The following is a 23,016-nucleotide window of genomic DNA, read 5'->3' as shown; positions in this document are numbered from 1 at the left end:
GTGGGTGGTGGTCAGTGGGTCAGCAGGTCGAGGAGACGGCGTGCGGCATCAGCTGACGAGGCCGGGTTCTGCCCGGTGACCAGCGTGCCGTCCGTGACGACGTAGTTGTCACCGTCGGGGCCTTTGCTGTAGCGGGCCCCCGCTTCCTTGAGGGAGTCCTCGACCAGGAACGGAACGATGTTGGTCAGCCCGGCGGCCTCCTCCTCGCCATTGGTGAAGCCAGTCACCGAACGGTCGGTGATGAACGACGTCCCGTCCTGCTTCTTGATCGCATGCAGCACGCCGGGGGCGTGGCAGACCAGGCCCAGCGGCCTGTCGGCGGCGTCGCTGTCGAGGATGATCTGCTTCGAGGTGGGGTCGTCCACGAGGTCCCACAGCGGGCCGTGGCCGCCCGGGTAGAAGACCGCGTCGAACTCGGTCACGTCAACCTCCGACAGAGGGATGCTGGTCGTCAGGGCAGCCTTGGCCGCGTCGTCGGCCTCGAATCGACGGGTGGAGTCGGTCTGCATCTGCGGCAGCGTGCTGGTCGGGTCGACCGGCGGCCGTCCGCCCTTCGGTGAGGCGAGGGTGATGTCGTGTCCGGCATCGCGGAACACGTAGTAGGGAGCGGCGAACTCCTCGAGCCAAAAACCGGTCCTACGGCCGGTGTCACCAAGTTGGTCGTGGGATGTGAGGATCATCAGGATGCGGGACATGGCATTTGCCTTTCGATGTTTCGTGCAGTGGTTCCATGGTCAATGGTGGTTGTGCCCCGGGTTGGGGGCGGGGGTTCACTGCTCAGGGCCCACGGGGTCGGAAACGCGAACCAAGCACTTGTTGATGAACTCGCCGACGCCGTGGTCGCCCAGGTCCCGTCCGAAGCCGGAGCGACCGACACCGCCATAGGGCAGCCCGGCGGGCGGTGGCCTCGGCGAGGCGGGAGGGTCAGTCCTCGACGACGACGACGTCGACGCGGATGTTGCCGCGGGTCGCGTTCGAGTAGGGGCACACCTGGTGGGCCTGGTTGGCGAGCTGCTGCGCCTCGTCGTGGGGCAGGTCGGGGATGACGACCTCAAGGGTGACTGCCAGGCCGAACCCCTCACCGGCCTTGCCGATGCTCACCCGGGCACCCACCGAGGAATCGCCGAGATCCTTGTGCGCGTGGCGGGCCACCAGCTGCAGGGCGGAGTGGAAGCAGGCGGCATAACCGGCGGCGAACAACTGTTCAGGGTTGGCGCCCTCACCGCTGCCCCCCATCTCCTGCGGGGTGGCCAGGTCGAACGAGAGCCGGCCGTCGGCGGTCTGGACGTGGCCGTTGCGGCCCGCGCCGGTGGCGATGGCCTCGGTGGTGTAGACGGGTTCGATCTCGATCATGGTGCCTCCTGGGTGGCGTGGCGTGTGTGCGAGGGCTCGGCTGCCCCGCGGTTGCTAGACAACGTAGCGCGCAATTGGATTGCACACAATCAGATTGTGCCTGATGTTATGCTTGGAGTGTGAGTGACCAGATCCCCGACCTCGAGCAACAGCTCTGCTTCTCCCTGTACAGGGCCAGCAGGGCGGTGACGCGCGCCTACCGGCCACTGCTTGAGGACATCGGCCTCACCTATCCCCAATACCTCGTCATGCTCGTCCTGTGGAACGCCGACAAGCCCGTCGGTGTCAATGACATCGGAGCTCGGCTGCACCTCGACAGCGGCACCCTGACCCCCCTGCTGCGACGGCTGGAGCAGGCTGGTCTCGTCACCCGGTCGTGGAGCGACAACGACGAACGGCGCCGCCTGATCAGCCTGACCCAGGAGGGGAGTTCGCTGCGGCGCAGGGCAACCGGAGTTCCCGCAGGGATGCTCGCGCTCTACCCGGGCCCACCAGAAAAGCTCGTCCAGGTGAAGGCATTCCTGGACGACCTGTCCACCCAACTCGAGTGACAACCACCATCCAGGAGGTTCAATTCCATGCCCACCACCACCACGCCCCGCTCCCAAAAGCTCGCACGGATCGGGCTCGGAGCGTTCATGGTCTACGCCGGCGTCTCCCACCTGAGCTTCAAGCGTCAAGAATTCCAAGCACAGGTGCCCGACTGGTTCCCCGGTGACAAGGATTCCGTGGTCATCGGCTCCGGTGTCGCCGAAGTCCTTGCCGGCACCGCGATGCTGGCGCTGCCGCGTCATCGCCGGCTGACCGGTGTTGCCCTTGCTGGGTTCTATGCCGCGATCTTCCCCGGAAACATCGACCAGTATGCGGCGCGCCGAGACGGTTTTGGCCTCGACACCGATGGCAAGCGACTCGCGCGGTTGTTCGGCCAGCCCGCCCTGATCGCCGCGGCGCTGTGGTCGGCCGGCCTGCCCCGGCCGTAGCAGAAGACCGACTCCCGGCCCCACGCCCGGGGGCCAGCGCAACCGGTCGGCATCTCGACGTCGAGGTGCACGCGCAGCGCACCCCCTGTCAGGGCGGGGACGAGGCGCAGGTGCCTGGGGTGGAGCGACTGCTGTGACAGGGCTCATGGCGGCCGGAGAGTCCGTCGCGTTTGGCCTCGCTTTGGGGACTTTCCGTCGTTCATACACACGGGCGCCGGTCCTGGAATCTCCTTGTTCAGCGCAGGGTTGGTGCAGCGCCGAGCATGGGAGGGCGCCGCCGAACCCTCGTCCGACGGCGCCCGCCGTGCTGTGCTTTGGTTGGCGACGATCAGGTGATCGACGCCTGGTAGATCTCGTCGATGGAGTTGGCGAGGATCTGGTCGAACTCCTCCTCGCTCTGGTCGGCCGACAGACCCTCGGTCAGCGCGCGGGAGAAGGACGCGATCAGCCCGTGGTTGCGGGCCAGGCGCTCGTTGGCCTCCTGACGCGAATAGCCGCCCGACAGGGCCACCACCCGCAGGATCCGCGGATGCGCGATCAGGTCGACGAACAGGTCGTCCTTGGTCGGGATGGTGAGCTTGAGCATCACCTGCTTGTCGTCGCCCAGGGGGTCGAGATGCGCGAGGAGTTCCTCGTGCAGCAGGTCTTCGGCCGCCTCCTTGTCGGGGGCGTTGATGTCGACCTCGGGTTCGATGATCGGCGCCAGCCCGCGGGCCAGGATCTTGTTCGCGACGTCGAACTGCTGCTCGACGATCGCGTGGATGCCGCCCGGGTCGGCGTTCTGGATCACCGAGCGCATCTTGGTGCCGAAGATGCCCTTGTCGACGGCCCGCGCCAGCAGGTCGTCCAGGTCGGGGATGGGCTTCATCATCCGGACGCCCTCGGACGCGTCCTGCAAGCCCTTGTCCACCTTCAGGATGGGCAGGATCTGCTTGTTCTCCCAGAGGTAGGCGGCGGTGTCCTTGCCCTCGACCTGGGAGTCCATCGTCTTCTCGAAGAGGATGGCCGCCAGGATCTTCTCGCTCGTGAACGACGGCGAGGTGATGATGCGTTCGCGCATCTGGTGGATCAGCTCGAACATCTCGGCTTCGCTGCCGTACTTGCTCTCGTCGATGCCGTACAGCTTCAGTGCCTTGGGGGTTGAGCCGCCGCTCTGGTCGAGCGCTGCGACGAATCCCTGGCCAGAGGCCATGCGGCTGGTTTGCGTACTCATGATTCCTCCTGCCTCAAGGCTACGCCGGAAACTATCGTCGGGCCCATGAATGCGACTCCCTGCCTGGTGATCGACCCCGCCGTGCTGCAGCGCACCATCGACGCGATGGCTGCACTGGTCGGCGGGCAGGGGTTGGACCTGCGGCCGCACGTCAAGACCCACAAATGCCTCGAGATTGCCCGTCTGCAGCGTGACGCCGGCGCCCGCGGGATCACTGTCGCGACGCTGGGGGAGGCCGAGGTCTTCGCTGCCGCCGGTTTCGACGACATCACCGTGGCCTACCCGGTCTGGGTGGACGAGAAGTCCGGCGCCCGGCTGCGATGCCTGCGGGAGCAGGCATCCGTCCGGGTGGGTGTCGACTCCGTGGACGGTGCGCGCCAGATCGCCCGGCACTGCCCCGCGGCCCAGGTGCTGGTCGAGATCGATTCCGGGCACCACCGGACGGGTGCCGGCCCGGCCGAGGCGGGAGCGGTCGCCGCAGCCGCGAACCAGGCCGGGCTGGAGGTGGCAGGTGTCTTCACCTTCCCGGGGCACTCCTACTCACCGGAGGCACGCGCCCAGGTCGCCGCCGCCGAACAGGATGCGCTGTCCGCCGCCGTTGGCTCCTTGTCGGCTCAAGGGATCGCGTCCCCCGTTGTCAGCGGCGGATCCTCACCCAGCGCCCAGTTCGTCCGTTCCGGTGTGCTGACCGAGCTGCGTCCCGGCGCCTATGTCTTCAACGACGCCCAACAGTGGGAACTCGGTGCCTGCACGGCAGGCGACATCGCCCTGACCGTGCACGCGACGGTCGTCAGCCATGCCGGCGGACGACTGGTGCTGGACGCAGGATCCAAGGCCTTGGCAGCCGACCGTCCGGCGTGGGCCAGCGGATCGGGACGCCTGCTCGACCACCCGGACGCCCGCATCGTCATGCTCTCGGAGCACCACGCCGTGTGCGAGCTGGATGGCCCGCTGCCGTCGCTGGGCAGCACTGTGCGCGTGGTTCCCAACCACTGTTGCAATGCGGTGGCCCTGGCCGACGAGTTCGTCGTCGGGAACTGGGACGGGGAACGACTGGACGAGGTGGACCGCTGGCAGGTTGATGCCCGCAACCGCAACCACTGACCGGGCCAAAGCGCTGGAATTGTCGCCCAAGATTTTCCAGAACGGGTGCTGGGGTCGCTCTCCACGGATTTGGGCGACTCATCCTGCGTTTCCAGACGAGCATCTGCCTTGGGGTGAAGTGGCAGAGTCGCTGGTGACGAGCATTTCCGGCCCGAGCCGACGTCGACAACGACGAGCAATGGAGGAAGCATGGAAACCACCACCCTTGGCCATTCCGGCATCACGATCCCCCGGCTGTGCATCGGCGGGATGAGCTTCGGTGAGGTCTTCCCCGACTTTCACCAGTGGGTGATCGGCCAGGACGAGACCCAGGCGGTGATCCAGCGGGCGCTCGAACTGGGCGTGAACTTCATCGACACCGCCAACACCTACGCGCGTGGCACGAGCGAGAAGTTCATCGGCGAATCACTACGACGGCTCCAGGTGTCCCGGGAGAGCGTCGTCCTCGCGTCCAAGGTCTACTTCAACGACGGACACCTATCCAAGGAGGCGATCGAGCGGGAGATCACCGGCACGCTGGAGCGGCTCGGCACCGACTACCTGGACCTCTACATCATTCATCGCTTCGACTACGAAACGCCGATGGAAGTGACGATGGAGGCGCTGCACGGTCTGGTTGCCGACGGACGGGTGCGCGCGCTCGGTGCATCGGCCATGTACGGCTACCAGTTGCACAACCTTCAGGCGGTGGCCGACCAGAACGGCTGGACGCGCTTTGCCAGCCTGCAGAACCACTACAACCTCCTCTACCGCGAGGACGAGCGCGAACTGATCCCGGTGGCGCGCCAGTACGCAATGGCGCTGACCCCCTACAGCCCGCTCGCCTCCGGACACCTCACGCGCCCGACCTGGGATTCCGACTCGGTGCGCTCGACCACCGACGGCACGATGAAGCAGAAGTACGACCGCGGACGAGAGCTGGACATGCCCGTCATCGAGCGCGTGGCGAAGGTCGCGCGCGACCACGACGTCCCCATGGCCGACGTGGCACTGGCCTGGCAGTGGGCCCGCGGTGTCGAGGCGCCGATCGTGGGTTGCTCCAAGCCGAGCCGGGTGGACGAGGCCGTGCGAGCTCTGGCTCTCCAGCTGTCCGAGGATGAAGTCTCGTTCCTGGAGGAGCCCTACGTGGCGCACGAGTTGGTCGGTCCGCTGGTTCGTCCGGGCGAGAAGGAACTGGCCGGGACGGTCACCAAGCGGAGCTGACCGGCCACGATCCCGGCCTGACCAGCCACGATCCCTGAGCCTCTTGAGGGGTCCTCAAGCCAGCTGCACTGAAGAACGGACGACTCGGCGCACTTGAACGATCCAGTCGCGGATGTGGTTCGCTCACGTCCGATTCTCAGTGGGATGGAAGCGCGCGTGCCCCTCGACGGTGACTGCAGCTGCCATTCATAGCCGCCGCGACCGCAGTCAGTGCTGCATGTCGACGAAGCGCGAGTAATGCCCCTGGAAGGCGGTGACGATCGTCGCCGTCGGACCATTTCGGTGCTTGGCGACGATCAGGTCTGCCTCACCGGCGCGAGAGGAGTCGCGGTCGTAGACGTCCTCCCTGTTGAGAAGGATTACCATGTCGGCGTCCTGCTCCAAGGAGTTGTGGACGATGATGCCGTCCGCGATGAAGTTGTGGGTGCCCAGCACGGTGGCGTCGTAGACCTCCTGCTCGCCGATGGGCTCGATGCTCTTCACGGCATCCCAGTAGACGTCACTGGTCGCGTGCGCCTGCAGGTGCTCATCCTCGAGCAGGGTCGCGACCCCGGCGAGGCGCTGCCAGCTTGGCGCGTGCTTCCACGGGGTTGATCCGCAGAACTGGATGGACATGGTTTTGGCCTTCACGTTGGTGAGTGCCAGGTAGACCTCGTCGCACTTGGCCCCACGGTCGCCGTGGACTCCGATCTGCTCGCAGAAGGTCCTCTGCTGGTCCACCCCGTTGATGATCAGGTGGTAACCGTCCCGATGGGCTCCTTGCTTGACGGTCTTGATTCTGGCGACGATGCCGAACCGCAGCAGTAGGCGTGCGACATCGTCGACGAGACGCCGACTCGTGGACGCGTAGTAGATGCGTCCCTGTCCGGCACGGTCGTCCCAGCGCACCGATCCGTCCGTCGCCCACAGGTGATGCAGGAACAGTGCGACCTGCTCGTTGGGAGCCCGGAACACGCGCTCAGGGACGAACTTCTCGTGGCTCTGCAGACCAAACAGTCCCAACTCGTCCAGCCACGCCGCGATCGGGTTACGGCGCCCATGCGTCAGCCGGTAACCGGCGGGCAACCGCAGGGTGGTCACCCTCGCAGCCGCGTACTCATCACGGATTCCGGTGATGCCGAAGCGGCGCTTGGCGGCCGCTGATACGGCGGCGAGGTTGTGCTCGTCGATGGACGCGTAACGGATCGGCTGGCGTCGTACGAACGACCCGTCCCCGATCAGGTGCCCGAGCAGCACCACCTCGTCCTCGTCCATGGTCTGAGGCTGAATCGGCTCTGGGGACGTGCGGGGTGTCGCCAGTCGGGTTCCCTCCACCAGCTCACCAAGGGGCATCCATCCCTCCCAGGTGAGGAAGGGATGGTTTGCCGTCGCGTCGATGACGCGACCGGAGGTCAGTGTCAGGCGAAAGACCGGCTTCGTTCCACTGGGGAAGGCATGGGTCATCGTCGCTGGCACCAGCCGATGGTTCTCGTCGAGCGACCACACGGGGATGTTGCGTTCGGCGCCCGCCAACAGCTCGCCCATCGTGATCTCGGCGCCCGTGTCCGCGCGCAGAACCCGCGTTCCAGCGGTGAGGCAGCCTGACTCGCGAAGGTCGGACAGCATCGGCTTCTTGTCCGTGCGCTGTTCCGGGCCACGGTTGAGCTGCGACAGGGCAATCACGGGAAGCTCCAGCTCCTTGGCCAGCAGCTTGATCTGGCGGCTGAACTCCGAGACCTCCAGCTGACGGCTCTCGACCTTCTTGCCGGAGGTCATCAGCTGCATGTAGTCGATGATCACGAGCTTGAGGTCGTTGCGCTGCTTCAGCCGCCTGGCCTTCGCGCGGATCTCCATCATCGTCAGGTTGGGGGAGTCGTCGATGTAGAACGGTGCCTCCGAGACCTGCGCGGTCTTGCGGACGACGCGCGACCAGTCCTCCTCGGTCATCTTGCCGCCGCGGATGTGGTTCAGCGCGACCTGTGCTTCGGCCGAGAGGAGACGCATCACGATCTCGGTCTTGCTCATCTCGAGCGAGAAGAAAGCCGTTGTCAGATGGTGTTTGATGGCTGCCGCTCGGGCAAAGTCCAAGGCCAAAGTTGACTTGCCCATCGCGGGCCTGGCGGCAATGATGATCATCTGACCAGGATGCAGACCGTTGGTGAGCTCATCGAGCTCGGCGAATCCGGTCGGGACGCCGGACATCAAGCCGCCGCGGTTTCCGATGGCCTCCATCTCGTCGATGGTGGGCTCGATCAGCTGGGACAGGGGGGTGTAGTCCTCGGAGGTCTTGCCCTCGGACACCTCGTAGATCGCCTGTTGCGCCGCGTCGACGATGTCCGTGACGTCGCCCTGGCCCTGGTAGCCCAGCTGGGAGACCTTGATGGAGGCCTCGACCAACCGTCGCAGCACCGCCTTGTCGCGGACGATCTCGGAGTAGTAGCCGGCATTCGCGGCGACCGCGACCGATGCCAGAAGGTCGTGCAGGTACAGCGCGCCGCCGACCCGCTCCAGTTCGCCTCGCTTGCCGAGTTCGTCGGCAACGGTGATGGGGTCGACCGGCTCACCGCGTCCGTACAGGTCGAGCATCGCGTCATAGATCAGTTCGTGCGCAGGACGGTAGAAGTCGCGACCCTTGACCACCTCGACGACGTCGGCGATGGCGTCCTTGCTCATCAGCATCGCCCCGAGCACGGACTGCTCGGCCGCCAGGTCCTGCGGCGGGGTGCGGTCGATGCCGGCCGGTGCCTGGCCCATGCCGGGGTTCTCGCCCATCGCTGCTCCTCACTACGTCCTGCGCCCGGCGTGCCCAGACCCTCGACGACAGTCTTGCGAGAGCCACTGACAGATTTTCGGCATCGGCAGGCTCCCGCGCAGGGACACGGTACCCGCTCCGGGGGCAGGGCAGCACTGCCGCATGTTCCTGGGCTGAAGAGTTTTCCACAGGCCCTGTGGAGAACCGGCAAGCGTTTGTGGAGTGCCCTGGGGACCCCCTGTGGACAAGCCAGTCCGGCCTGTGGGCAACGTGCTCCCGCAAACTCCCAACTGCCCGCCGACTAGGACAAATGTCCGCCGGGGAGCAATTTCCCAACAATGCCTGGCTGTGCACAATGTCACACGCCCAGAACGAGACAAGGGTTTGACACACACCCCATCGGGTGCGCTATAGGGCACTTCGTGGGCCTCTTGTCCACAGCGGGTGTGCACAGACCGGGCGTCTCGATGGCAAGCTGATCAAGCACTTCCCTGCTCGGAGCCTGATGACCTTGGCGTGCGCCGGCATTTGGGTTTGAGTACCCCCATGGGGTATGATCGGGGCATGTCCGAAGAGCATCCCACCCATGGCTACATCCACGACAAGGATGCCTACCTCAAGCGGCTCCGCCGCATCGAGGGTCAGGCGCGTGGCCTGCAGAAGATGATCGAGGACGACAAGTACTGCATCGACATCTTGACGCAGATATCTGCCACCACCAGCGCACTTGAATCAGTGGCCCTCGGGCTGCTGGACGAGCATCTCAACCACTGCGTCCGCCATGCGGCTGAGCAGGGTGGACCGGTGGCGGACGAGAAGATCCGCGAGGCCAGCCTGGCGATCGCCCGGCTCGTCCGCTCCTGAGGGTCTGCATCCAACCAAGCCCAACCAGCACGATCAACGAACAGCACCAATACGGAGGATTCCATGATCAGCAACTACATCGTCACCGGCATGACCTGCGGTCACTGCGTCAACCACGTCACCGAGGAGGTCTCGGCCATCGACGGCGTGCAGTCGGTCGACGTCCAGCTCGAGGGCGGCACCATGGCCGTCACCTCCGACGCCCCGGTCGACCTGGAGCTCGTCAAGGACGCCGTCGCCGAGGCCGGCGAGTACACCGTCGTCCCCGCCTGACACCGACTGACAAGCGCCTGACTGGCCCCGAGCCTGACTCCGGGGCCAGCCCCTCTCGCGGGGGCCAGGCGCACACCCCTCCAGCACGGAAGAAGCAGCTGTTGCCCACCATGACCACGGACGCACGCCACACCGTCGAACTCGACCTGCAGGGCATGACCTGCGCGTCGTGTGCTGCCCGCATCGAGAAGAAGCTGAACCGAGTCGACGGCGCCCGCGCCACCGTCAACTACGCCACCGAACGGGCCACGGTGCTGGCGCCGAAGACCGTCAGCAGCGATGACTTGATCAAGGTCGTGGAGAAGGCCGGCTATGGCGCGAGCATCCCGGTGCCCGATGCCCCATTGCCCGACCACGCCGCCGACCTGAAGCGTCGGATGATCCGTTCGATGATCTGGTCGATCCCGGTGGTCGCGATGGCCATGGTCCCCGCCCTGCAGGTGCCGGGCTGGGCCTGGGCCTCCTGGATCCTCGCCACGCCGACCGTCTTCTGGGCGGGTTGGCCCTTCCACAAGTCGACCTTCGTCAACCTGCGGCACGGCACGGTGACCATGGACACCCTGGTCACCATGGGAACCTTCGCCGCCTACTTCTGGAGCATGTACGCGCTCTTCTTCGGCTACGCGGGCTACCTGCCCTACAAGCACGATTTCGAGCTGCACCTGGGGCACAGTTCACCGTCCGGCAACATCTACTTCGAGGCTGCCGTCGCGATCATCTCCTTCCTGCTGCTCGGACGCTGGATCGAGGCCCGCTCCCGCCAGCAAGCAGGCTCTGCCCTGCGGTCGCTGCTGGAGATGGGCGCCAAGGAGGCGACCGTCCTGGAGGGCGGAGTCGAACGCCTCGTCCCGATCGGCGCCGTGCGCGTGGGCGACGAGTTCGTCGTCCGTCCCGGTGAGAAGGTCGCCACCGACGGCGAGGTGGTCGAGGGCCACTCCGCCGTGGACAACGCGATGGTCACCGGTGAGTCCGTGCCGATCGAAGTGGGCCCCGGCGACATGGTGATCGGTGCCACCACCAACACCTCCGGACGACTCGTCGTGCGCGCCACCGCCGTCGGCACAGACACCCAGCTCAGCCACATCGGACGACTCGTCGAGCAGGCCCAGACGGGAAAGGCCGCGGCCCAGGCGCTGGCCGACCGCATCTCCGGGGTCTTCGTCCCCATCGTCATCGCGATTGCGTTGGTCACCTTCGTCGGGTGGAAGTTCGTCGCGATGACTGGCACCGCCTTCGCCTTCACTTCCGCGGTCGCCGTGCTGATCGTGGCCTGCCCCTGTGCCCTCGGCCTGGCGACCCCGGTCGCCCTGCTGGCGGGCACGGGACGAGGTGCCCAGCTTGGCATCGTCATCCGCGGCCCGCAGGCGCTGGAGCAGGCCAACGACGTCAAGCAGGTCTTCCTCGACAAGACCGGCACCCTGACCACCGGCGAGATGTCCGTCGCAGCGACCACGCCCGCCGAGGGCACTGCCGTCGACGAACTGCAACGCGTCGCCGCCGCCCTCGAGGGCCACTCCGAGCACCCGATCGCCCGCGCCATCGCGTCCCTTGCCGACGCCAGTGGGGCGCAGGTCACCGAGTTCACCAACATCCCCGGACGCGGTGTCCAGGCCACTGTCGACGGACGTCCCTCGCTGGCCGGCAACCCGGCCCTGCTGCGGGAGCAGGGGTACGAGATCCCGGCCGAGCTGACGGCCGAGGTGGCAGCGGCCGAGGCAAAGGGGCAGACGGTGGTCCTCGTCGGATGGAACGGGCAGGCTCGCGGAGCCTTGGCTGTCAGCGACACTCCCAAGGCCGACGCGGCCCAGGCCATCGCCGCCTTCAAGGCGCTCGGCCTCACCACCACGATGCTCACCGGCGACAACGAGGCGGCAGCGCGCGCGGTCGCCGAACCGCTGGGCATCGACCACGTCCGCGCCGGCCTGATGCCGGCCGACAAGGTCGCCGCCGTCGAACAGGGCCAGCGCACCAGCCAGGTCGCCATGGTGGGCGACGGGGTGAACGACGCCGCTGCCCTGGCCCAGGCCGACCTGGGCATCGCGATGGGCTCGGGAACCGACGCGGCCATCAATGCCAGCGACATCATCTTGATGCAGCACGACCTGCTGCTGGCCGCGGACGCGATCCGGCTCAGCCGGCGCACCCTGGCCACGATCCGCGGCAACTTGTTCTGGGCCTTCTTCTACAACCTGATCGCGATCCCGGTGGCCGCCTTCGGGCTGATGAACCCGATGCTGGCCGGCGCGGCAATGGCGTTCAGTTCGGTGTTCGTGGTGATGAACTCGTTGCGTCTGACCACATTCCGTCCCACCCACTGAAGCACCCGCACGATCACCCCGCACGGGCCCTGTAGTCACCCGTCGCCCGCTCAAAGGGATGTTCCGGGGTGACACGATGAGGCGGTCGAGAGGCTCATCGGGCCCACCGACAGGTCCAGGGACTCGAAACTGCATGGCTGAGTGGCGAGGTCGCCCGGACCAGGCACGGCGGTGGCCGGGGGCTCGGGGGCCCCGGCCACTGTGTTGATCAGGCCACTGTGTTGATCAAGCCGCTGTGCGGATCAGGCCACTGTGTTGATCGAGCCGCTGTATTGGGCGGCTTGTTTCTCGTCGTCGGACCGGTTCAGCGTCCGTAGACGGCCTTGGCCTTCTCCAACGCCGACACATAGCCGGCGCGCTCGTAGGCGTCCACTGGAATGTCCCGCGGCACGGCCAGCATCCCGCGCGCCTGGTCGAGCGTGAGCTCCTTGCGGCGCAGCCAGGTCTCCAGCCCCTCGACCAGCGTGGTGGCGTACTCGGCTCCATGCCGCACGAGCGCCGAGGTGGTCATCACGACGTCCGCACCGGCGAGGATGTACTTCACGACGTCTTCGCTGGTCTCCACGCCCGTGGTTGCGGCGAGGGAGGCATTCACCCGTCCGCGCAGGGCCGCGATCCAGGTGCGGGGGAGCCGCGCCTCGAACGGGCTCGAGAGCACCAGGCCCGGCTGGACGACCAGCTTCTCGATGTCGATGTCAGGCTGGACGAAGCGGTTGAACAGCACCAGGCCGTCGGCTCCCGCCTTGTCCAGCTGCACCGCCAGGTGGCCGAAGGAGCTGAAGTAGGGCGACAGCTTCACAGCCACCGGTACGCTCACCGCGTCCTTGACCCCCTGCAGGATCTCCAGGTGGCGTGCCTCAACCTCGGCGCCGGAGATGTTCACCTCACCCGGCACCAGGTAGATGTTCAGCTCGATGGCCGCGGCACCCGCGTCCTGCATACGCCGGGCCACCTGCACCCAGCCGCCGGAGGTGGCGCCGTTGACCGAGGCGATCAGCGGTACGTCCACCGCCTTCGCGCCGGCCTCCACCAGTTCCAGGTAGCGGGAGGTGATGCCGCCCTCATTGGCCGGCACGGTGGGGAAGTAGCTCATCGCCTCGGCGAAGCTCTCCTCGTGCACCTCGGTCAGCTGCTCCGCGCGGGCCTCCTCGTGGCGCAGCTGCTCCTCGAACAACGAGTACATGACGACCGCTCCCACCCCCGCATCTGCGAGCGCCTTCACGCCGTCCACGTTCTGCGACAACGGGCCGGCGGAGGCGACGACGGGGCTCTTCAGCTGCAGACCGAGGTAGTTCGTGCTCAGGTCGACCTCACCCGCCGCGATGGAGCGCCCCGAGGAGGGCTTTGGCGTCGACTGCCGCTCGACGATCGGGACGATGCCCGGTCGCAGCTGGTCGGTCGCATTCGACCCGGCCGCCGACTTTGCAGCGGCGGAGGCCATGGCGGCGCGAAGCGCCTCACTCATCTCGACCATCAGGCGTCCTTTCTGGCATCGGCGGCGAAGGCCTCGGCGGGTGCCGTGGCCATCTGTTCGTACTCCATCCAGCGGCGCTCCACCTGGCCCTGGGCCAGCTCCAGCAGGCGCTGGGCCTCCTCGGGATCGGTGCGCTGCAACATCTTGAAGCGCAGCTCGGCCTGGTGGTACTCCTGCAGCGAGAGGCGCGGACGCGGGGAGTCCAGCAGGAAGGGGTTGCCCCCGTCGTTGCGGATCACCGGGTTGTAGCGGATCAGCGGCCAATGGCCGGAGTTCACCGCCTTGTACTGCTGCTCCAGGCCCTTGCGCATGTCGATGCCGTGGCTGATGCAGTGGCTGTAGGCGATGATCAGGCTCGGCCCGTCATAAGCCTCCGCCTCACGGAAGGCCTTCAGTGTCTGTTGCGGGTCGGCGCCCATCGCGACGCGGGCGACGTAGACATTGCCGTAGGCGATCGCCTGCAGCGCCATGTCCTTCTTGTTGGTCACCTTGCCACCAGAGGCGAACTTCGCCACGGCACCCAGGGGCGTCGACTTGGAGCTCTGGCCACCGGTGTTGGAGTAGATCTCCGTGTCGAGCACCAGGACGTTCACATTGCGTCCCGACGCCAGTACGTGGTCCACGCCGGCCGAGCCGATGTCGTAGGCCCAGCCGTCGCCACCCACGATCCACACGCTGCGGCGCAACAGGTGGTCTGCGACGGACGCGAGGTCTGCGACCTCTGGTCCGTCCAGGGTCTTGAGCACCGTCAGCAGCCGGTTCAGGCGCTCGGCCTGCCGTGCCAGGTCGCTCTCCAGCAGCTGCGGGCCGTTCAGCAGGCCGTCGACCAGTTCGTCGTCCGCAATCTCCCCGCGCAGCTGCTGCAAACGGGTGCGCGCCAGATCGGCATGCATGTCGGCGGCCAGGCGCATGCCCAGACCGAACTCGGCATTGTCCTCGAACAGCGAGTTCGACCAGGCCGGTCCGCGTCCAGCGGCATTCTTCGCCCACGGCGTGGTCGGCAGGTTGCCGCCGTAGATGGACGAGCAGCCGGTGGCGTTCGCGACGGTGGCCCGGTCGCCGAAGAGCTGGGTCAGCAGCTTCAGGTAGGGGGTCTCACCGCAGCCGGTGCAGGCTCCGGAGAACTCGAACAGGGGCTCCAGGAACTGCGTGCCGCGCACCGTGCCGAAGTCGACGCGGGAGCGGTCGTTGACCGGGATCGTCTCGAAGAACTCGACATTCTTCTTCTGTTCGGTGCGCTCGAGGACGGGCGCCAGGTTGATCGCCTTGCGCTGGGGCTGGCCGATCGGGTGCACCGGGCAGGCCTCGACGCACAGCCCGCAACCGGTGCAGTCCTCCGCGTAGACCTGCAGGGTGTACCGGGTGTCGGGCAGGCCAGCCGCATCGATCTCGGCGGAGGCGAAGGTCGCCGGGGCGCCCTCCAGCGTGCTCGGGTCGTAGTACTTCGCGCGGAGCACGGCGTGCGGGCAGACAAAGGAACAGTTGCCGCACTGGATGCAGCTCTCGGAGTCCCACACCGCGATCAGGTCCGAGATGTTGCGCTTCTCGTACTTGGTGGTGCCGGACGGGTAGGAGCCATCCACGGGCAGCGCCGAGACCGGGAGGTCGTCGCCGCGACCCTCCAGCATCCGGGCCGTCACCTCGCGCACGAACTTCGGGGCCGTCGAGGGCACTGCCGCGAGCAGGTCGTGCTCACTGGTGGCGGTCGCAGGCACCTCGACGTGGTGCAGGTGCTCCAGCGCCGAGTCGACCGCCGCGTGGTTCTTGGCGACGATTTCTGCCGACTTCTTCGAGTAGGTCTTGGTGATCGCCTTCTTGATCTTGTCGATCGCCTCGTCACGGGGCAGCACGCCCGAGATCGCGAAGAAGCAGGTCTGCAGGATCGTGTTGGTGCGTCCGCCCAGACCGGCCTCCCGTGCCACGGACGACGCGTCGATCGCGTAGACGTCCACACCAAGATCAATGATCTTGGTCTGCATCGACTTGGGCAGGTGCTCCCAGGCCTGGTCGGCCGCATAGGGCGAGTTGATCAAGAGGGTGGTGCCCGGACGCGCGAACTCGAGCACGTCCACCCGCTCCAGGATCGACCAGTGGTGGCAGCCGATGAAGCCGGCCTTGTTCACCAGGTAGGGCGCCCGGATCGGCGTCGGCCCGAAGCGCAGGTGCGAGACGGTGCGCGAGCCGGACTTCTTCGAGTCGTAGACGAAGTAGCCCTGGGCGTAGGTGTCCGGGTCGGAGCCCAGGATCTTGATCGTGTTCTTGTTGGCGCCGACGGTGCCGTCCGAGCCGAGGCCGTAGAACAGCGCGCGCAGCGTCTTCGGGTCCTCGATGTCGAGGCTGGCGTCGTAGTCCAGGCTGAGGTGGGTGACGTCGTCGTTGATGCCGATGGTGAAGCGCGGACGCGGCTTGTCCTTGGCCAGCTCGTCGAACACGGCCACCACCATGGCGGGCGTGAACTCCTTGCTCGACAGGCCATAGCGGCCGCCGGTGACCAGCGGCATCGTGCTCCGCTCGCCCTTGCTCAGGGACTCGCCCAGCGCCGTCACCACGTCCTGGAAGAGGGGTTCGCCGTTGGCGCCCGGCTCCTTGGTGCGGTCGAGGACGGCGATCCGCTGCACGCTGGCGGGGATCGCGGCCAGCAGCGCTGCGGTCGGCATCGGGCGGTACAGGCGCACCTGCGCGCAGCCGACCTTGCGGCCCTGGGCGTTCAGGTGGTCGATGGTCTCGCGCACCGTCTCGGCGCCCGAGCCCATGATCACCACGATCCGCTCGGCCTCGGGGTCACCGAAGTACTCAACCAGGTTGTACTGGCGCCCGGTGCGAGCGGCGAAGCCGTCCATCACGTTCTGCACGACACCAGGTGCCCACTCGTAGTAGAGGTTCGCGGTCTCGCGGCTCTGGAAGTAGGTGTCGGGGTTCTGCGCGGTGCCGCGGATGAAGGGGTTGGCGGGCGACAGCGCCCGGGCCCGGTGCTCCTGGACGAGCTTCTCGCTGACCATTGACTTCAGCACCTCGTCCGACAGCCGTTCGAGGGTGTTGAGCTCGTGGCTGGTGCGGAAGCCGTCGAAGAAGTGCACGAAGGGGATGCGCGTGTGCATGGTCGCGACCTGGCTGATCAGCGCCATGTCGTGCGCTTCCTGCACCGAGGCGGACGACAGCAGGGCGACGCCCGTCTGGCGCACCGCCATCACGTCCTGGTGGTCACCGAAAATGCTCAAACCCTGCGTGGCAAGCGAACGCGCAGCGACGTGGAAGACCGTGGAGGTCAGCTCACCGGCGATCTTGTACATGTTCGGGATCATCAGCAGCAGGCCCTGGGAGGCGGTGAAGGTGGTGCACATGGCACCGGCCTGCAGTGCACCGTGCATCGCGCCGGCCGCGCCGCCCTCGGACTGCATCTCGACCACCGTTGGCACCTGGCCGAAGATGTTCTGGCGTCCGTGGGCCGCCCACTCGTCGGCCAGCTCGGCCATCGTCGACGACGGCGTGATCGGGTAGATCGAGCACAGCTCGTTCAGCCGGTAGGCCACGTCGACCGCAGCCTCGTTGCCGTCCACGATCAATCGTTCGCCCGGCTCGATGGGGGAGGCGCCATGGCCGCCAACCTGCGCGAGGATGCCGTGCGCGCTCTCCGGGATCGGCGGGGCCAGCGTTGCCCCGTCCTCCATCCGGTAGGCAGAACTGGTGGCCACGAGGGCCTCGGCCTCCGGCTGGGGAGGAAGCACCTGGGTCATGTCAGTTCTCCGGAATCATCTCGATGGCGTGTGCGGGGCACTGGTCGAAGCAGCTGGCGCAACCGGTGCACTTCTCGTAGTCGAAGCGGTAGCGGTGGTCCTTGCCGAGCTTGATGATCGCGTCCTCGGGGCAGGCCCCCAGACAGCCGTCGCACTCGAAACAGTTGCCGCAGCTCAGGCAACGCTTGGCCTCGAACACGGCCTCCTCGTTGGTGAGGCCCTGGACGACCTCGTCGAAGGTGGTGCCCCGGGTCGCGGCGTCCAGCTCGGGCTGTTCGCGCCGGTCGTGGTCGCCGAAATACCACAGGTGCAGGTCGTCGAAGCCGACGATCGGGTGCTTCATGGGCGCGCTGCCCGCGAACTGGTTCAACCAGGCGTCGATCTGCTTGGCGGCCTTCTTGCCGTGGCCCACGCCGATCGTGACGGTGCGCTCGGAGGGCACCGCGTCGCCGCCGGCGAAGATGCCGGGCACGTCGGTCATCAGCGTGTTCGGGTTGACCTGGACGACGTCCCCGTTGAAGCCCATGCCGGGAATCGCGTGCAGGAAGGCGGTGTCGGCGTCCTGGCCGATCGCCAGGATCACCGTGTCGGCCTCCAGCTTCTCGAACTGGCCGGTGCCACGGGCCTTGCCGTTCTCGTCCAGTTCCATGATCTCGACGGTCAGCTCGTCGGGGTCCATGGACGAGATGGTGCGCAACCAGTTCATCCGGACGCCCTCGCGCTCGGCCTCCTCGGCCTCGAAGGTGTGGGCGGGCATCTGCTCGCGGGTGCGGCGGTAGACGATCACCGATTCCTCGGCGCCGAGGCGACGGGCGACTCGCGCGGCGTCCATGGCGGTGTTGCCGGCGCCGTAGACGGCGACCTTGCGTCCGATCACGGGACGCTCACCGGAGGCGACGTCACGCAGGAAGCTGACGGCGTCGACCATCCGTCCGGCATCCTGGTTGGGGATGTCGACCCGCTTGGACAGGTGGGCGCCGACGGCCACGAAGACGGCGTCGAAGCCGCCCTCCTTCTGTTCGGCGAGCAGGTCGCTGACCGAGTGGTTGAGGGTGATCTTCACGCCCATCTCGACCAGGCGCGCGACCTCGGCGTCCAGCACGTCGCGGGGGAGGCGGTAGGCGGGGATGCCGTAGCGCATCATGCCGCCGGGCTGCTCGGAGGCGTCGCGGATCTCGACCTCGTGGCCCAGCCTGGTGAGGTGATAGGCGGCGCTCAAACCGGAGGGTCCAGCGCCGATCACGAGCACCTTGTAACCCGTACGGGCGCGGGGCTTGTCGAACTTCCAGCCCTTCTCGATGGCGCAGTCACCAAGGAAGCGCTCGACCGAGTGGATCGAGACCGAGCCGTCCAGTTCCACGCGGTTGCAGACGTTCTCACAGGGGTGGTAGCAGACGCGTCCGTGGATCGCGGGGAAGGGATTGTCGCGGGTCAGCTGGCGCCACGCGGCCTCCTCCTGACCGTGCTTGATCAGCCGCAGCCACTCCTGGATGTTCTCACCCGCCGGGCAGCCGGCATTGCAGGGCGGCAGGAGGTCGACGTAGATAGGCATCCTCGTCCGAACCGGGCCCACGCGACCGGCGGTGCTCGCCAGGTCGGGAAGCTGGGTGATGTCGCGCGGGTCGTTGGCCATCGTCTCCCTCTCTCTCGCCGACGAGACGGGCTGGCAGCCTCGCCGGGCTGGGCGCCGGGCGCCCAAGTACTACCGATGGTAGTTCCGGGCCTTCCAGCGCTTTCGAGGGGGTCCGGGAAGTGACGGGTCGTGGCATCCGGAGGCGCGATGGAGCTGGCGAGCACCATCGATGCTGTTGAAGGCTCGAACTGTGCCTGCCCCGCGTGGCAAGGCTGACCGGGTTCAGAGTTCGTCAACCCAGTCTTCAGGCATCCCGAGGCTGGCCCGATTGGTCAGTGGATTCGGCAGGAAGGCTGTGTCGAGCAGGTCGACCACTTTCTCCGGCCACGTCGTTCCTGGCGACGTGGAGCGCAGTAGGCGGGCCATGACGACGAGTGCGCCGAACAAGCGTTCGCTCTGCCCGGCGGGAAGCAGCTTCAGTTCTGGCTGCGTCCTCAGCGCCGAAGTTGGTGCGGGTGTGAATGATTTGTTCCACAAGCGCGCGTGATGGGCGCAGGTGTTGCGGATGATGGTCAGCTGCTCCATCCATCGGACGAGAGGCGGCGTCTTCCGTGCGGTCCTGCTTTGCGATTGGGACAGGGCGGCAAGGTCGACTCGAACCCCGAATCCTTCGGAGATCTCGAGCTGATCCTTGGCTGGAAGCCCCTCCAAGAGCCGGGAGACGTCGGCGAAGTCCAAGACCTCTGCGAGTACCCAGAAGGGATACTGCCCATAGGTGTCCCGGTAGTGCTTGATCGACTCATTGTGGTGCGCGGCGCGGTCGATGCGCTTGTGTGCAGTCTCCAGCCAGCGCGCGTGATTGAAGGTCGGTCTGAAGTGGCGCGGGTCGGTATGGGCGAGGCTTCCGTGACTGTAGAGCTGCTGCCCCACGCGGGCGCGGAGGGAGACCTCGATGCGTTCCATACCGTCGTGGACCAGAGTTCGTAGCTTGCGGTCCGCCTCGTACAGGCTCGTCACGTGCTTGAAATCGGTGCCTGCGCGGAACGCATCGCCGCGAACTCCCGAACTGTCAACGACACGGGCTGGGTACCAGTAGGCAGACAATCGGTAGTAGCTGACGTTGGCGAACCACTGCTGTGCCAAGGCTTCATCCACGCTCATGCCACGAGAGCGAAGCAATGCGACATGCTGGCCGGTGGTCATAGCCGTCTTCAACTCTTTGGGCACGTGCGGGGCTCCGGTGGTCAAAAGAGATCCAGCCCACTCCCGACCAGAGTCGGGGCGGGCTGAACGATTGCTCAAAGACTAGCACCCGCGCGGCCTGAAGAGTGCGGCATGGGGCAGCTGGCGTCCGGTTTTCAGTCGGACGGAGTGGCAGGAACGGACGGATTGGGTCGCCACATCCGGAACATCGGACGTCCGAACCACGCCGGCCCGCAGTTCACCTCCAAACCATCGGGGACGAAGCCATTGCGGGAGTAGAAGGCCTCGGCGCGGGGGTTCTCGCGCAGGATCCACAGCCAGGCGCCGCGTCCGTCGGGTGCCGCGGCCTCGAGCAGTCGCTGGCCCAGGCCGGTGCCGTGGGTGGACGCGCGGGTGTAGATGTGGTCGAGGTTCAGCTCCACCGGCGGGGGCGGGTTGTCGTAGAGGTGACTCTCCCAGTGGGGTACCCCCAGCCCGGAGCTGACGATCCCGGCCACCTCGCCGTCATCGTCCAACGCCACCCAGTGGGTGCGTTCGGGTTCGCGTCCGTCGGCCAGCGCATCGGCCATCCGCTGCAGTTCCGTGCGATGCTCCTCGATGCCGGCGACGATGTCGTCGCGACGACTGGCCGCGAACTCGGGCGGCATGATGTGCGCGTAGGTCTCCGCCAGGCTCTCGACATAGCAGTGGGCATAACCGGGCGCGTCGTCCGGTGTCGCGAGCCGGATCGTGTACGAGGGGGAACTCACTTCTGGGCGTCGATGGCGGCCTCGAGCCGCTCAAGCTTGGCGGTCATCTCGCCCGAGTAGCCAGGACGAATGTCGGCCTTGAGCACCAGCGAGACGCGCGTCCCATACTCGCCGACCGCCTCGCAGCAGCGCTTCACGACGTCCATGCACTCGTCCCACTCACCCTCGATCGTGGTGAACATGGAGTCGGTGCGGTTCGGCAGACCGGAGTCACGGATGATCTGGACGGCCGCTGCGACGGCATCGTGGACGGAGGCATCGGGCTGTTCGCCGCCCGAGGGGGCGACAGAGAAGGCTACGAGCATGGCTCCGATTCAACACCAGCCCGGCGCGCTCCCACCAGAGGTTTCAGTCCACGAGCCCCATCAGCCGGGCGCGGTCGATGGCCTCGACCCGGTTCGACCCCCCGAGCTTGCGGTGGATGCGCCGCAGGTGGGTCCGGTCATCCACGCCCGTCATCTTGAGCTTCACATTCTGTCACCCACGCCATTACCTGCGATCGGGTCGGGGCATGGAATCGGCCCTGACGTGCCCGGGCAGCTCCACCACCCGGTCGCAGCGCTGGATCAGTCGCGAATCGTGCGTGACAAGGATTGTGGCCCGGGTGGCGGTGGCCCGCCACAGGTCGTCCACCAGTGCCTCGGCGGTCTCGGCATCCAGGTGTTCGGTGGGCTCATCGAGTAGCAGGGCCTGAGTGGTCGACGCCACCAGCACGCGGGCCAGGGCAACCCTGCGGGCCTCCCCGCCTGACAGTGAGCCGCCGTGCCAGCTGACCAGGCGCGAGGGGTCGAGGTCGACTCCGGCTGCACGGAGGGCGTCGCGTACCTGGTCATCGGTCGCGTCCCGGTTGCCGATCCGCACATTCTCCGCGATCGAGGTGGCGAACAGGTGGGCGTCCTGGGCCAGGTAGCCGACCTGTCCGGACGTCGTGACCTCCCCGGCCACCGGATCGATCAGGCCCATCACGGTGGCCAGCACCGTGGTCTTGCCGATGCCCGAGGGCCCGACCAGGGCGACGCGTTCACCGGCGCGCACGGTCAGGTCCAGGTGTTCGACGACGGGTGGCTGGCCCGGCCACCCGGCCGACAGATCGCGCAGGGTGATCGACGGTTCGGCTGCGGCGGAGGCCTCGGGACGGTCGCCGCGTCCGACAGCGGGTGCCGCCAGCATCTGTGCGACCCGCGCCAACGCCGTGCGGCTGCGCGTCCACGTCTGGCCAGCCAGCGCAAAGGTCCCGAAGACCTCGTGCAGCGCCAGGGGGGTGAGGACGACGACCGCGAGGGCCCGACCCCGCATCCGCCCGTCGTGCACGGCGTGGGCGCCGAACCACAGCGCTCCAATGACCGCGGCACCGGCCGCCAGTACCTGACCGCCGGTGGCCAGCCCGCGCACCCAGGCGGACCGGCGTTCGGCCCGCTCGAGGCGACGGTGAACCGCGAGCACCTCGGCCAACTGGTCGTCCGTGGCTCCGAAGGCCACCACGTCTGCGGCGGCCTGGGAGAGCTCGTCGGCCCGGTCGGCCAGTTCGCCGCGGGCGGGGACGATTGACGCGTCCGCCCGGCGGCTGGTGGCCTGCGCCAGCCATGGCAGCAGCACCGAGGCAACCAGTGCGGAGGTGAACAGCACCGCTGCCGAGGCCGGGTCAAACAGGGCCAGCCCGGTGCAGGTGAACAACACGACCAGCGCGGAGGACAGCATCGGGACCGCCACCCGGACGATCGCGTCCTGTACCGCGTCGACGTCGGCGACCAACCTGGTGAGCAGGTCCCCGCGGCGCCGTCCGAGCAAGGTGGTGCGGCTCAGCGCGTCATAGGACCGCAACCTCAGTGCTCCCTGCAGCCGCAGCGACAGGTCGTGGCCGACGATGCGTTCGGCATACCGGGCGACACCACGGCTGATGCCGAAGAAGCGGACGGCCACCGCGGCGGCCTCCAAGTAGAGCACCGGCGGGTGTTCGGCCGCCCGGCTGAGCAGCCAACCGGAGACCGCCATCAGCGCCACCGAGGCGCCTGACGCCAGGGCTGCCAGCAGGATCGTCAACGTGAACCGTCCCCGAGCTCCCGGGGTGGTGCGCAACAGGTCCCGGACCAGGGCGATGGGTCCGAGCTCTTGGGAGGTCGCTGGTTCCTGGGCTCGGGTGGCCGGAGGGAGCCCTCCACCGGCTCGGGGATCGTTGGGGGTGGCTCGGGGCTCGGTCTTCTGGGTGGGGGTGGCCGCAACGAGCCCTCGACAGGCTCGGGGATC

Annotated in this window: 18 protein-coding genes; 7 read left to right on the top strand and 11 right to left on the bottom strand. The window is 67.2% G+C overall.

Annotation, left to right across the window (positions count from 1 at the left end; genetic code table 11):
- Positions 1-11 precede the first annotated feature (11 nt).
- Positions 12-695, bottom strand: coding sequence for a type 1 glutamine amidotransferase domain-containing protein (locus tag ABD089_RS08560; protein WP_343885909.1), 684 nt, complete (start codon positions 693-695; stop codon positions 12-14).
- Positions 696-924: 229 nt separating this feature from the next.
- The gene (locus ABD089_RS08555) at positions 925-1,353 is read right to left on the bottom strand and encodes an organic hydroperoxide resistance protein (protein ID WP_343885908.1); all 429 of its coding nucleotides are present in this window, start codon (positions 1,351-1,353) and stop codon (positions 925-927) included.
- Between the two features lie 119 nt (positions 1,354-1,472).
- On the opposite strand from ABD089_RS08555, the gene ABD089_RS08550 reads away from it, so the two are divergent.
- Both ABD089_RS08550 and ABD089_RS08545 read left to right on the top strand, forming a co-directional pair.
- On the top strand, positions 1,473-1,904 hold the full coding sequence (locus ABD089_RS08550) for a MarR family winged helix-turn-helix transcriptional regulator (protein WP_343885906.1): 432 nt from the start codon (positions 1,473-1,475) through the stop codon (positions 1,902-1,904).
- Positions 1,905-1,931: 27 nt separating this feature from the next.
- Positions 1,932-2,333, top strand: coding sequence for a DoxX family protein (locus ABD089_RS08545; RefSeq protein WP_343885905.1), 402 nt, complete (start codon positions 1,932-1,934; stop codon positions 2,331-2,333).
- 328 nt (positions 2,334-2,661) lie between these two features.
- Here ABD089_RS08545 and ABD089_RS08540 read toward each other — a convergent pair whose 3' ends face one another.
- The gene (locus ABD089_RS08540; protein WP_343885903.1) at positions 2,662-3,546 is read right to left on the bottom strand and encodes a fructose bisphosphate aldolase; all 885 of its coding nucleotides are present in this window, start codon (positions 3,544-3,546) and stop codon (positions 2,662-2,664) included.
- Between the two features lie 45 nt (positions 3,547-3,591).
- Between ABD089_RS08540 and ABD089_RS08535 the strand changes: the two genes are divergently transcribed.
- Positions 3,592-4,650 carry an alanine racemase gene (locus ABD089_RS08535; RefSeq protein WP_343885901.1) on the top strand — a complete coding sequence of 353 codons (1,059 nt, stop codon included), beginning with the start codon at positions 3,592-3,594 and terminating at the stop codon, positions 4,648-4,650.
- Positions 4,651-4,839: 189 nt separating this feature from the next.
- Positions 4,840-5,853 carry an aldo/keto reductase gene (locus ABD089_RS08530; protein WP_343885900.1) on the top strand — a complete coding sequence of 338 codons (1,014 nt, stop codon included), beginning with the start codon at positions 4,840-4,842 and terminating at the stop codon, positions 5,851-5,853.
- Between the two features lie 207 nt (positions 5,854-6,060).
- On the opposite strand, the gene ABD089_RS08525 is transcribed toward ABD089_RS08530, so the two are convergent.
- The gene (locus ABD089_RS08525) at positions 6,061-8,586 is read right to left on the bottom strand and encodes a replicative DNA helicase (protein WP_343885924.1); all 2,526 of its coding nucleotides are present in this window, start codon (positions 8,584-8,586) and stop codon (positions 6,061-6,063) included.
- Positions 8,587-9,148: 562 nt separating this feature from the next.
- Here ABD089_RS08525 and ABD089_RS08520 point away from each other — a divergent pair.
- The 3 genes from ABD089_RS08520 (at position 9,149) to ABD089_RS08510 (ending at position 12,039) form a co-directional block, all read left to right on the top strand.
- The gene (locus tag ABD089_RS08520) at positions 9,149-9,448 is read left to right on the top strand and encodes a metal-sensitive transcriptional regulator (protein WP_343885899.1); all 300 of its coding nucleotides are present in this window, start codon (positions 9,149-9,151) and stop codon (positions 9,446-9,448) included.
- 63 nt (positions 9,449-9,511) lie between these two features.
- Entirely contained in the window at positions 9,512-9,721 is a 210-nt protein-coding gene (locus ABD089_RS08515) for a heavy-metal-associated domain-containing protein (RefSeq protein WP_343885898.1), read from the top strand.
- Positions 9,722-9,831: 110 nt separating this feature from the next.
- On the top strand, positions 9,832-12,039 hold the full coding sequence (locus ABD089_RS08510; protein WP_343885923.1) for a heavy metal translocating P-type ATPase: 2,208 nt from the start codon (positions 9,832-9,834) through the stop codon (positions 12,037-12,039).
- A 304-nt stretch (positions 12,040-12,343) separates the two neighbouring features.
- Here ABD089_RS08510 and ABD089_RS08505 read toward each other — a convergent pair whose 3' ends face one another.
- From ABD089_RS08505 to cydC, 7 genes are all read right to left on the bottom strand, one after another.
- Positions 12,344-13,513: a dihydroorotate dehydrogenase-like protein gene (locus tag ABD089_RS08505; RefSeq protein ID WP_343885897.1), complete on the bottom strand. Its 1,170-nt coding sequence runs from the start codon at positions 13,511-13,513 to the stop codon at positions 12,344-12,346.
- Complete coding sequence (gene nifJ / locus ABD089_RS08500; protein ID WP_343885895.1) at positions 13,513-17,247, bottom strand: pyruvate:ferredoxin (flavodoxin) oxidoreductase; 3,735 nt, start codon at positions 17,245-17,247, stop codon at positions 13,513-13,515. The genes ABD089_RS08505 and nifJ overlap by 1 nt, the downstream gene beginning before the upstream one ends.
- A gap of 1 nt (position 17,248) precedes the next feature.
- Positions 17,249-18,946, bottom strand: a complete 1,698-nt coding sequence (locus ABD089_RS08495) for an NAD(P)-binding protein (RefSeq protein WP_343885893.1) — start codon at positions 18,944-18,946, stop codon at positions 17,249-17,251.
- 156 nt (positions 18,947-19,102) lie between these two features.
- A complete protein-coding gene (locus tag ABD089_RS08490; protein ID WP_343885892.1) occupies positions 19,103-20,023 on the bottom strand; it encodes an Abi family protein in 921 nt (306 codons plus the stop codon).
- 155 nt (positions 20,024-20,178) lie between these two features.
- Complete coding sequence (locus ABD089_RS08485; protein ID WP_343885891.1) at positions 20,179-20,772, bottom strand: GNAT family N-acetyltransferase; 594 nt, start codon at positions 20,770-20,772, stop codon at positions 20,179-20,181.
- Complete coding sequence (locus ABD089_RS08480; protein ID WP_343885890.1) at positions 20,769-21,077, bottom strand: thiamine-binding protein; 309 nt, start codon at positions 21,075-21,077, stop codon at positions 20,769-20,771. The genes ABD089_RS08485 and ABD089_RS08480 overlap by 4 nt, the downstream gene beginning before the upstream one ends.
- A 184-nt stretch (positions 21,078-21,261) precedes the next feature.
- On the bottom strand, positions 21,262-22,869 hold the full coding sequence (cydC, locus tag ABD089_RS08475) for a thiol reductant ABC exporter subunit CydC (RefSeq protein WP_343885922.1): 1,608 nt from the start codon (positions 22,867-22,869) through the stop codon (positions 21,262-21,264).
- Positions 22,870-23,016: the final 147 nt, after the last annotated feature.

It is taken from the genome of Luteococcus sanguinis (assembly GCF_039527675.1).
Taxonomy (GTDB): Bacteria; Actinomycetota; Actinomycetes; order Propionibacteriales; family Propionibacteriaceae; genus Luteococcus; species Luteococcus sanguinis.
This window is presented reverse-complemented; position numbering and strand designations above follow the sequence as displayed.

Coding starts and splice junctions, on each gene's coding strand:
- ABD089_RS08490 (WP_343885892.1), bottom strand. CDS start 20,023: ATGACCACCGGCCAGCATGTCGCATTGCTTCGCTCTCGTGGCATGAGC.
- ABD089_RS08555 (WP_343885908.1), bottom strand. CDS start 1,353: ATGATCGAGATCGAACCCGTCTACACCACCGAGGCCATCGCCACCGGC.
- ABD089_RS08545 (WP_343885905.1), top strand. CDS start 1,932: ATGCCCACCACCACCACGCCCCGCTCCCAAAAGCTCGCACGGATCGGG.
- ABD089_RS08515 (WP_343885898.1), top strand. CDS start 9,512: ATGATCAGCAACTACATCGTCACCGGCATGACCTGCGGTCACTGCGTC.
- ABD089_RS08560 (WP_343885909.1), bottom strand. CDS start 695: ATGTCCCGCATCCTGATGATCCTCACATCCCACGACCAACTTGGTGAC.
- ABD089_RS08525 (WP_343885924.1), bottom strand. CDS start 8,586: ATGGGCCAGGCACCGGCCGGCATCGACCGCACCCCGCCGCAGGACCTG.
- nifJ (WP_343885895.1), bottom strand. CDS start 17,247: ATGACCCAGGTGCTTCCTCCCCAGCCGGAGGCCGAGGCCCTCGTGGCC.
- ABD089_RS08535 (WP_343885901.1), top strand. CDS start 3,592: ATGAATGCGACTCCCTGCCTGGTGATCGACCCCGCCGTGCTGCAGCGC.
- ABD089_RS08505 (WP_343885897.1), bottom strand. CDS start 13,513: ATGGTCGAGATGAGTGAGGCGCTTCGCGCCGCCATGGCCTCCGCCGCT.
- ABD089_RS08540 (WP_343885903.1), bottom strand. CDS start 3,546: ATGAGTACGCAAACCAGCCGCATGGCCTCTGGCCAGGGATTCGTCGCA.
- ABD089_RS08520 (WP_343885899.1), top strand. CDS start 9,149: ATGTCCGAAGAGCATCCCACCCATGGCTACATCCACGACAAGGATGCC.
- ABD089_RS08530 (WP_343885900.1), top strand. CDS start 4,840: ATGGAAACCACCACCCTTGGCCATTCCGGCATCACGATCCCCCGGCTG.
- ABD089_RS08510 (WP_343885923.1), top strand. CDS start 9,832: ATGACCACGGACGCACGCCACACCGTCGAACTCGACCTGCAGGGCATG.
- ABD089_RS08480 (WP_343885890.1), bottom strand. CDS start 21,077: ATGCTCGTAGCCTTCTCTGTCGCCCCCTCGGGCGGCGAACAGCCCGAT.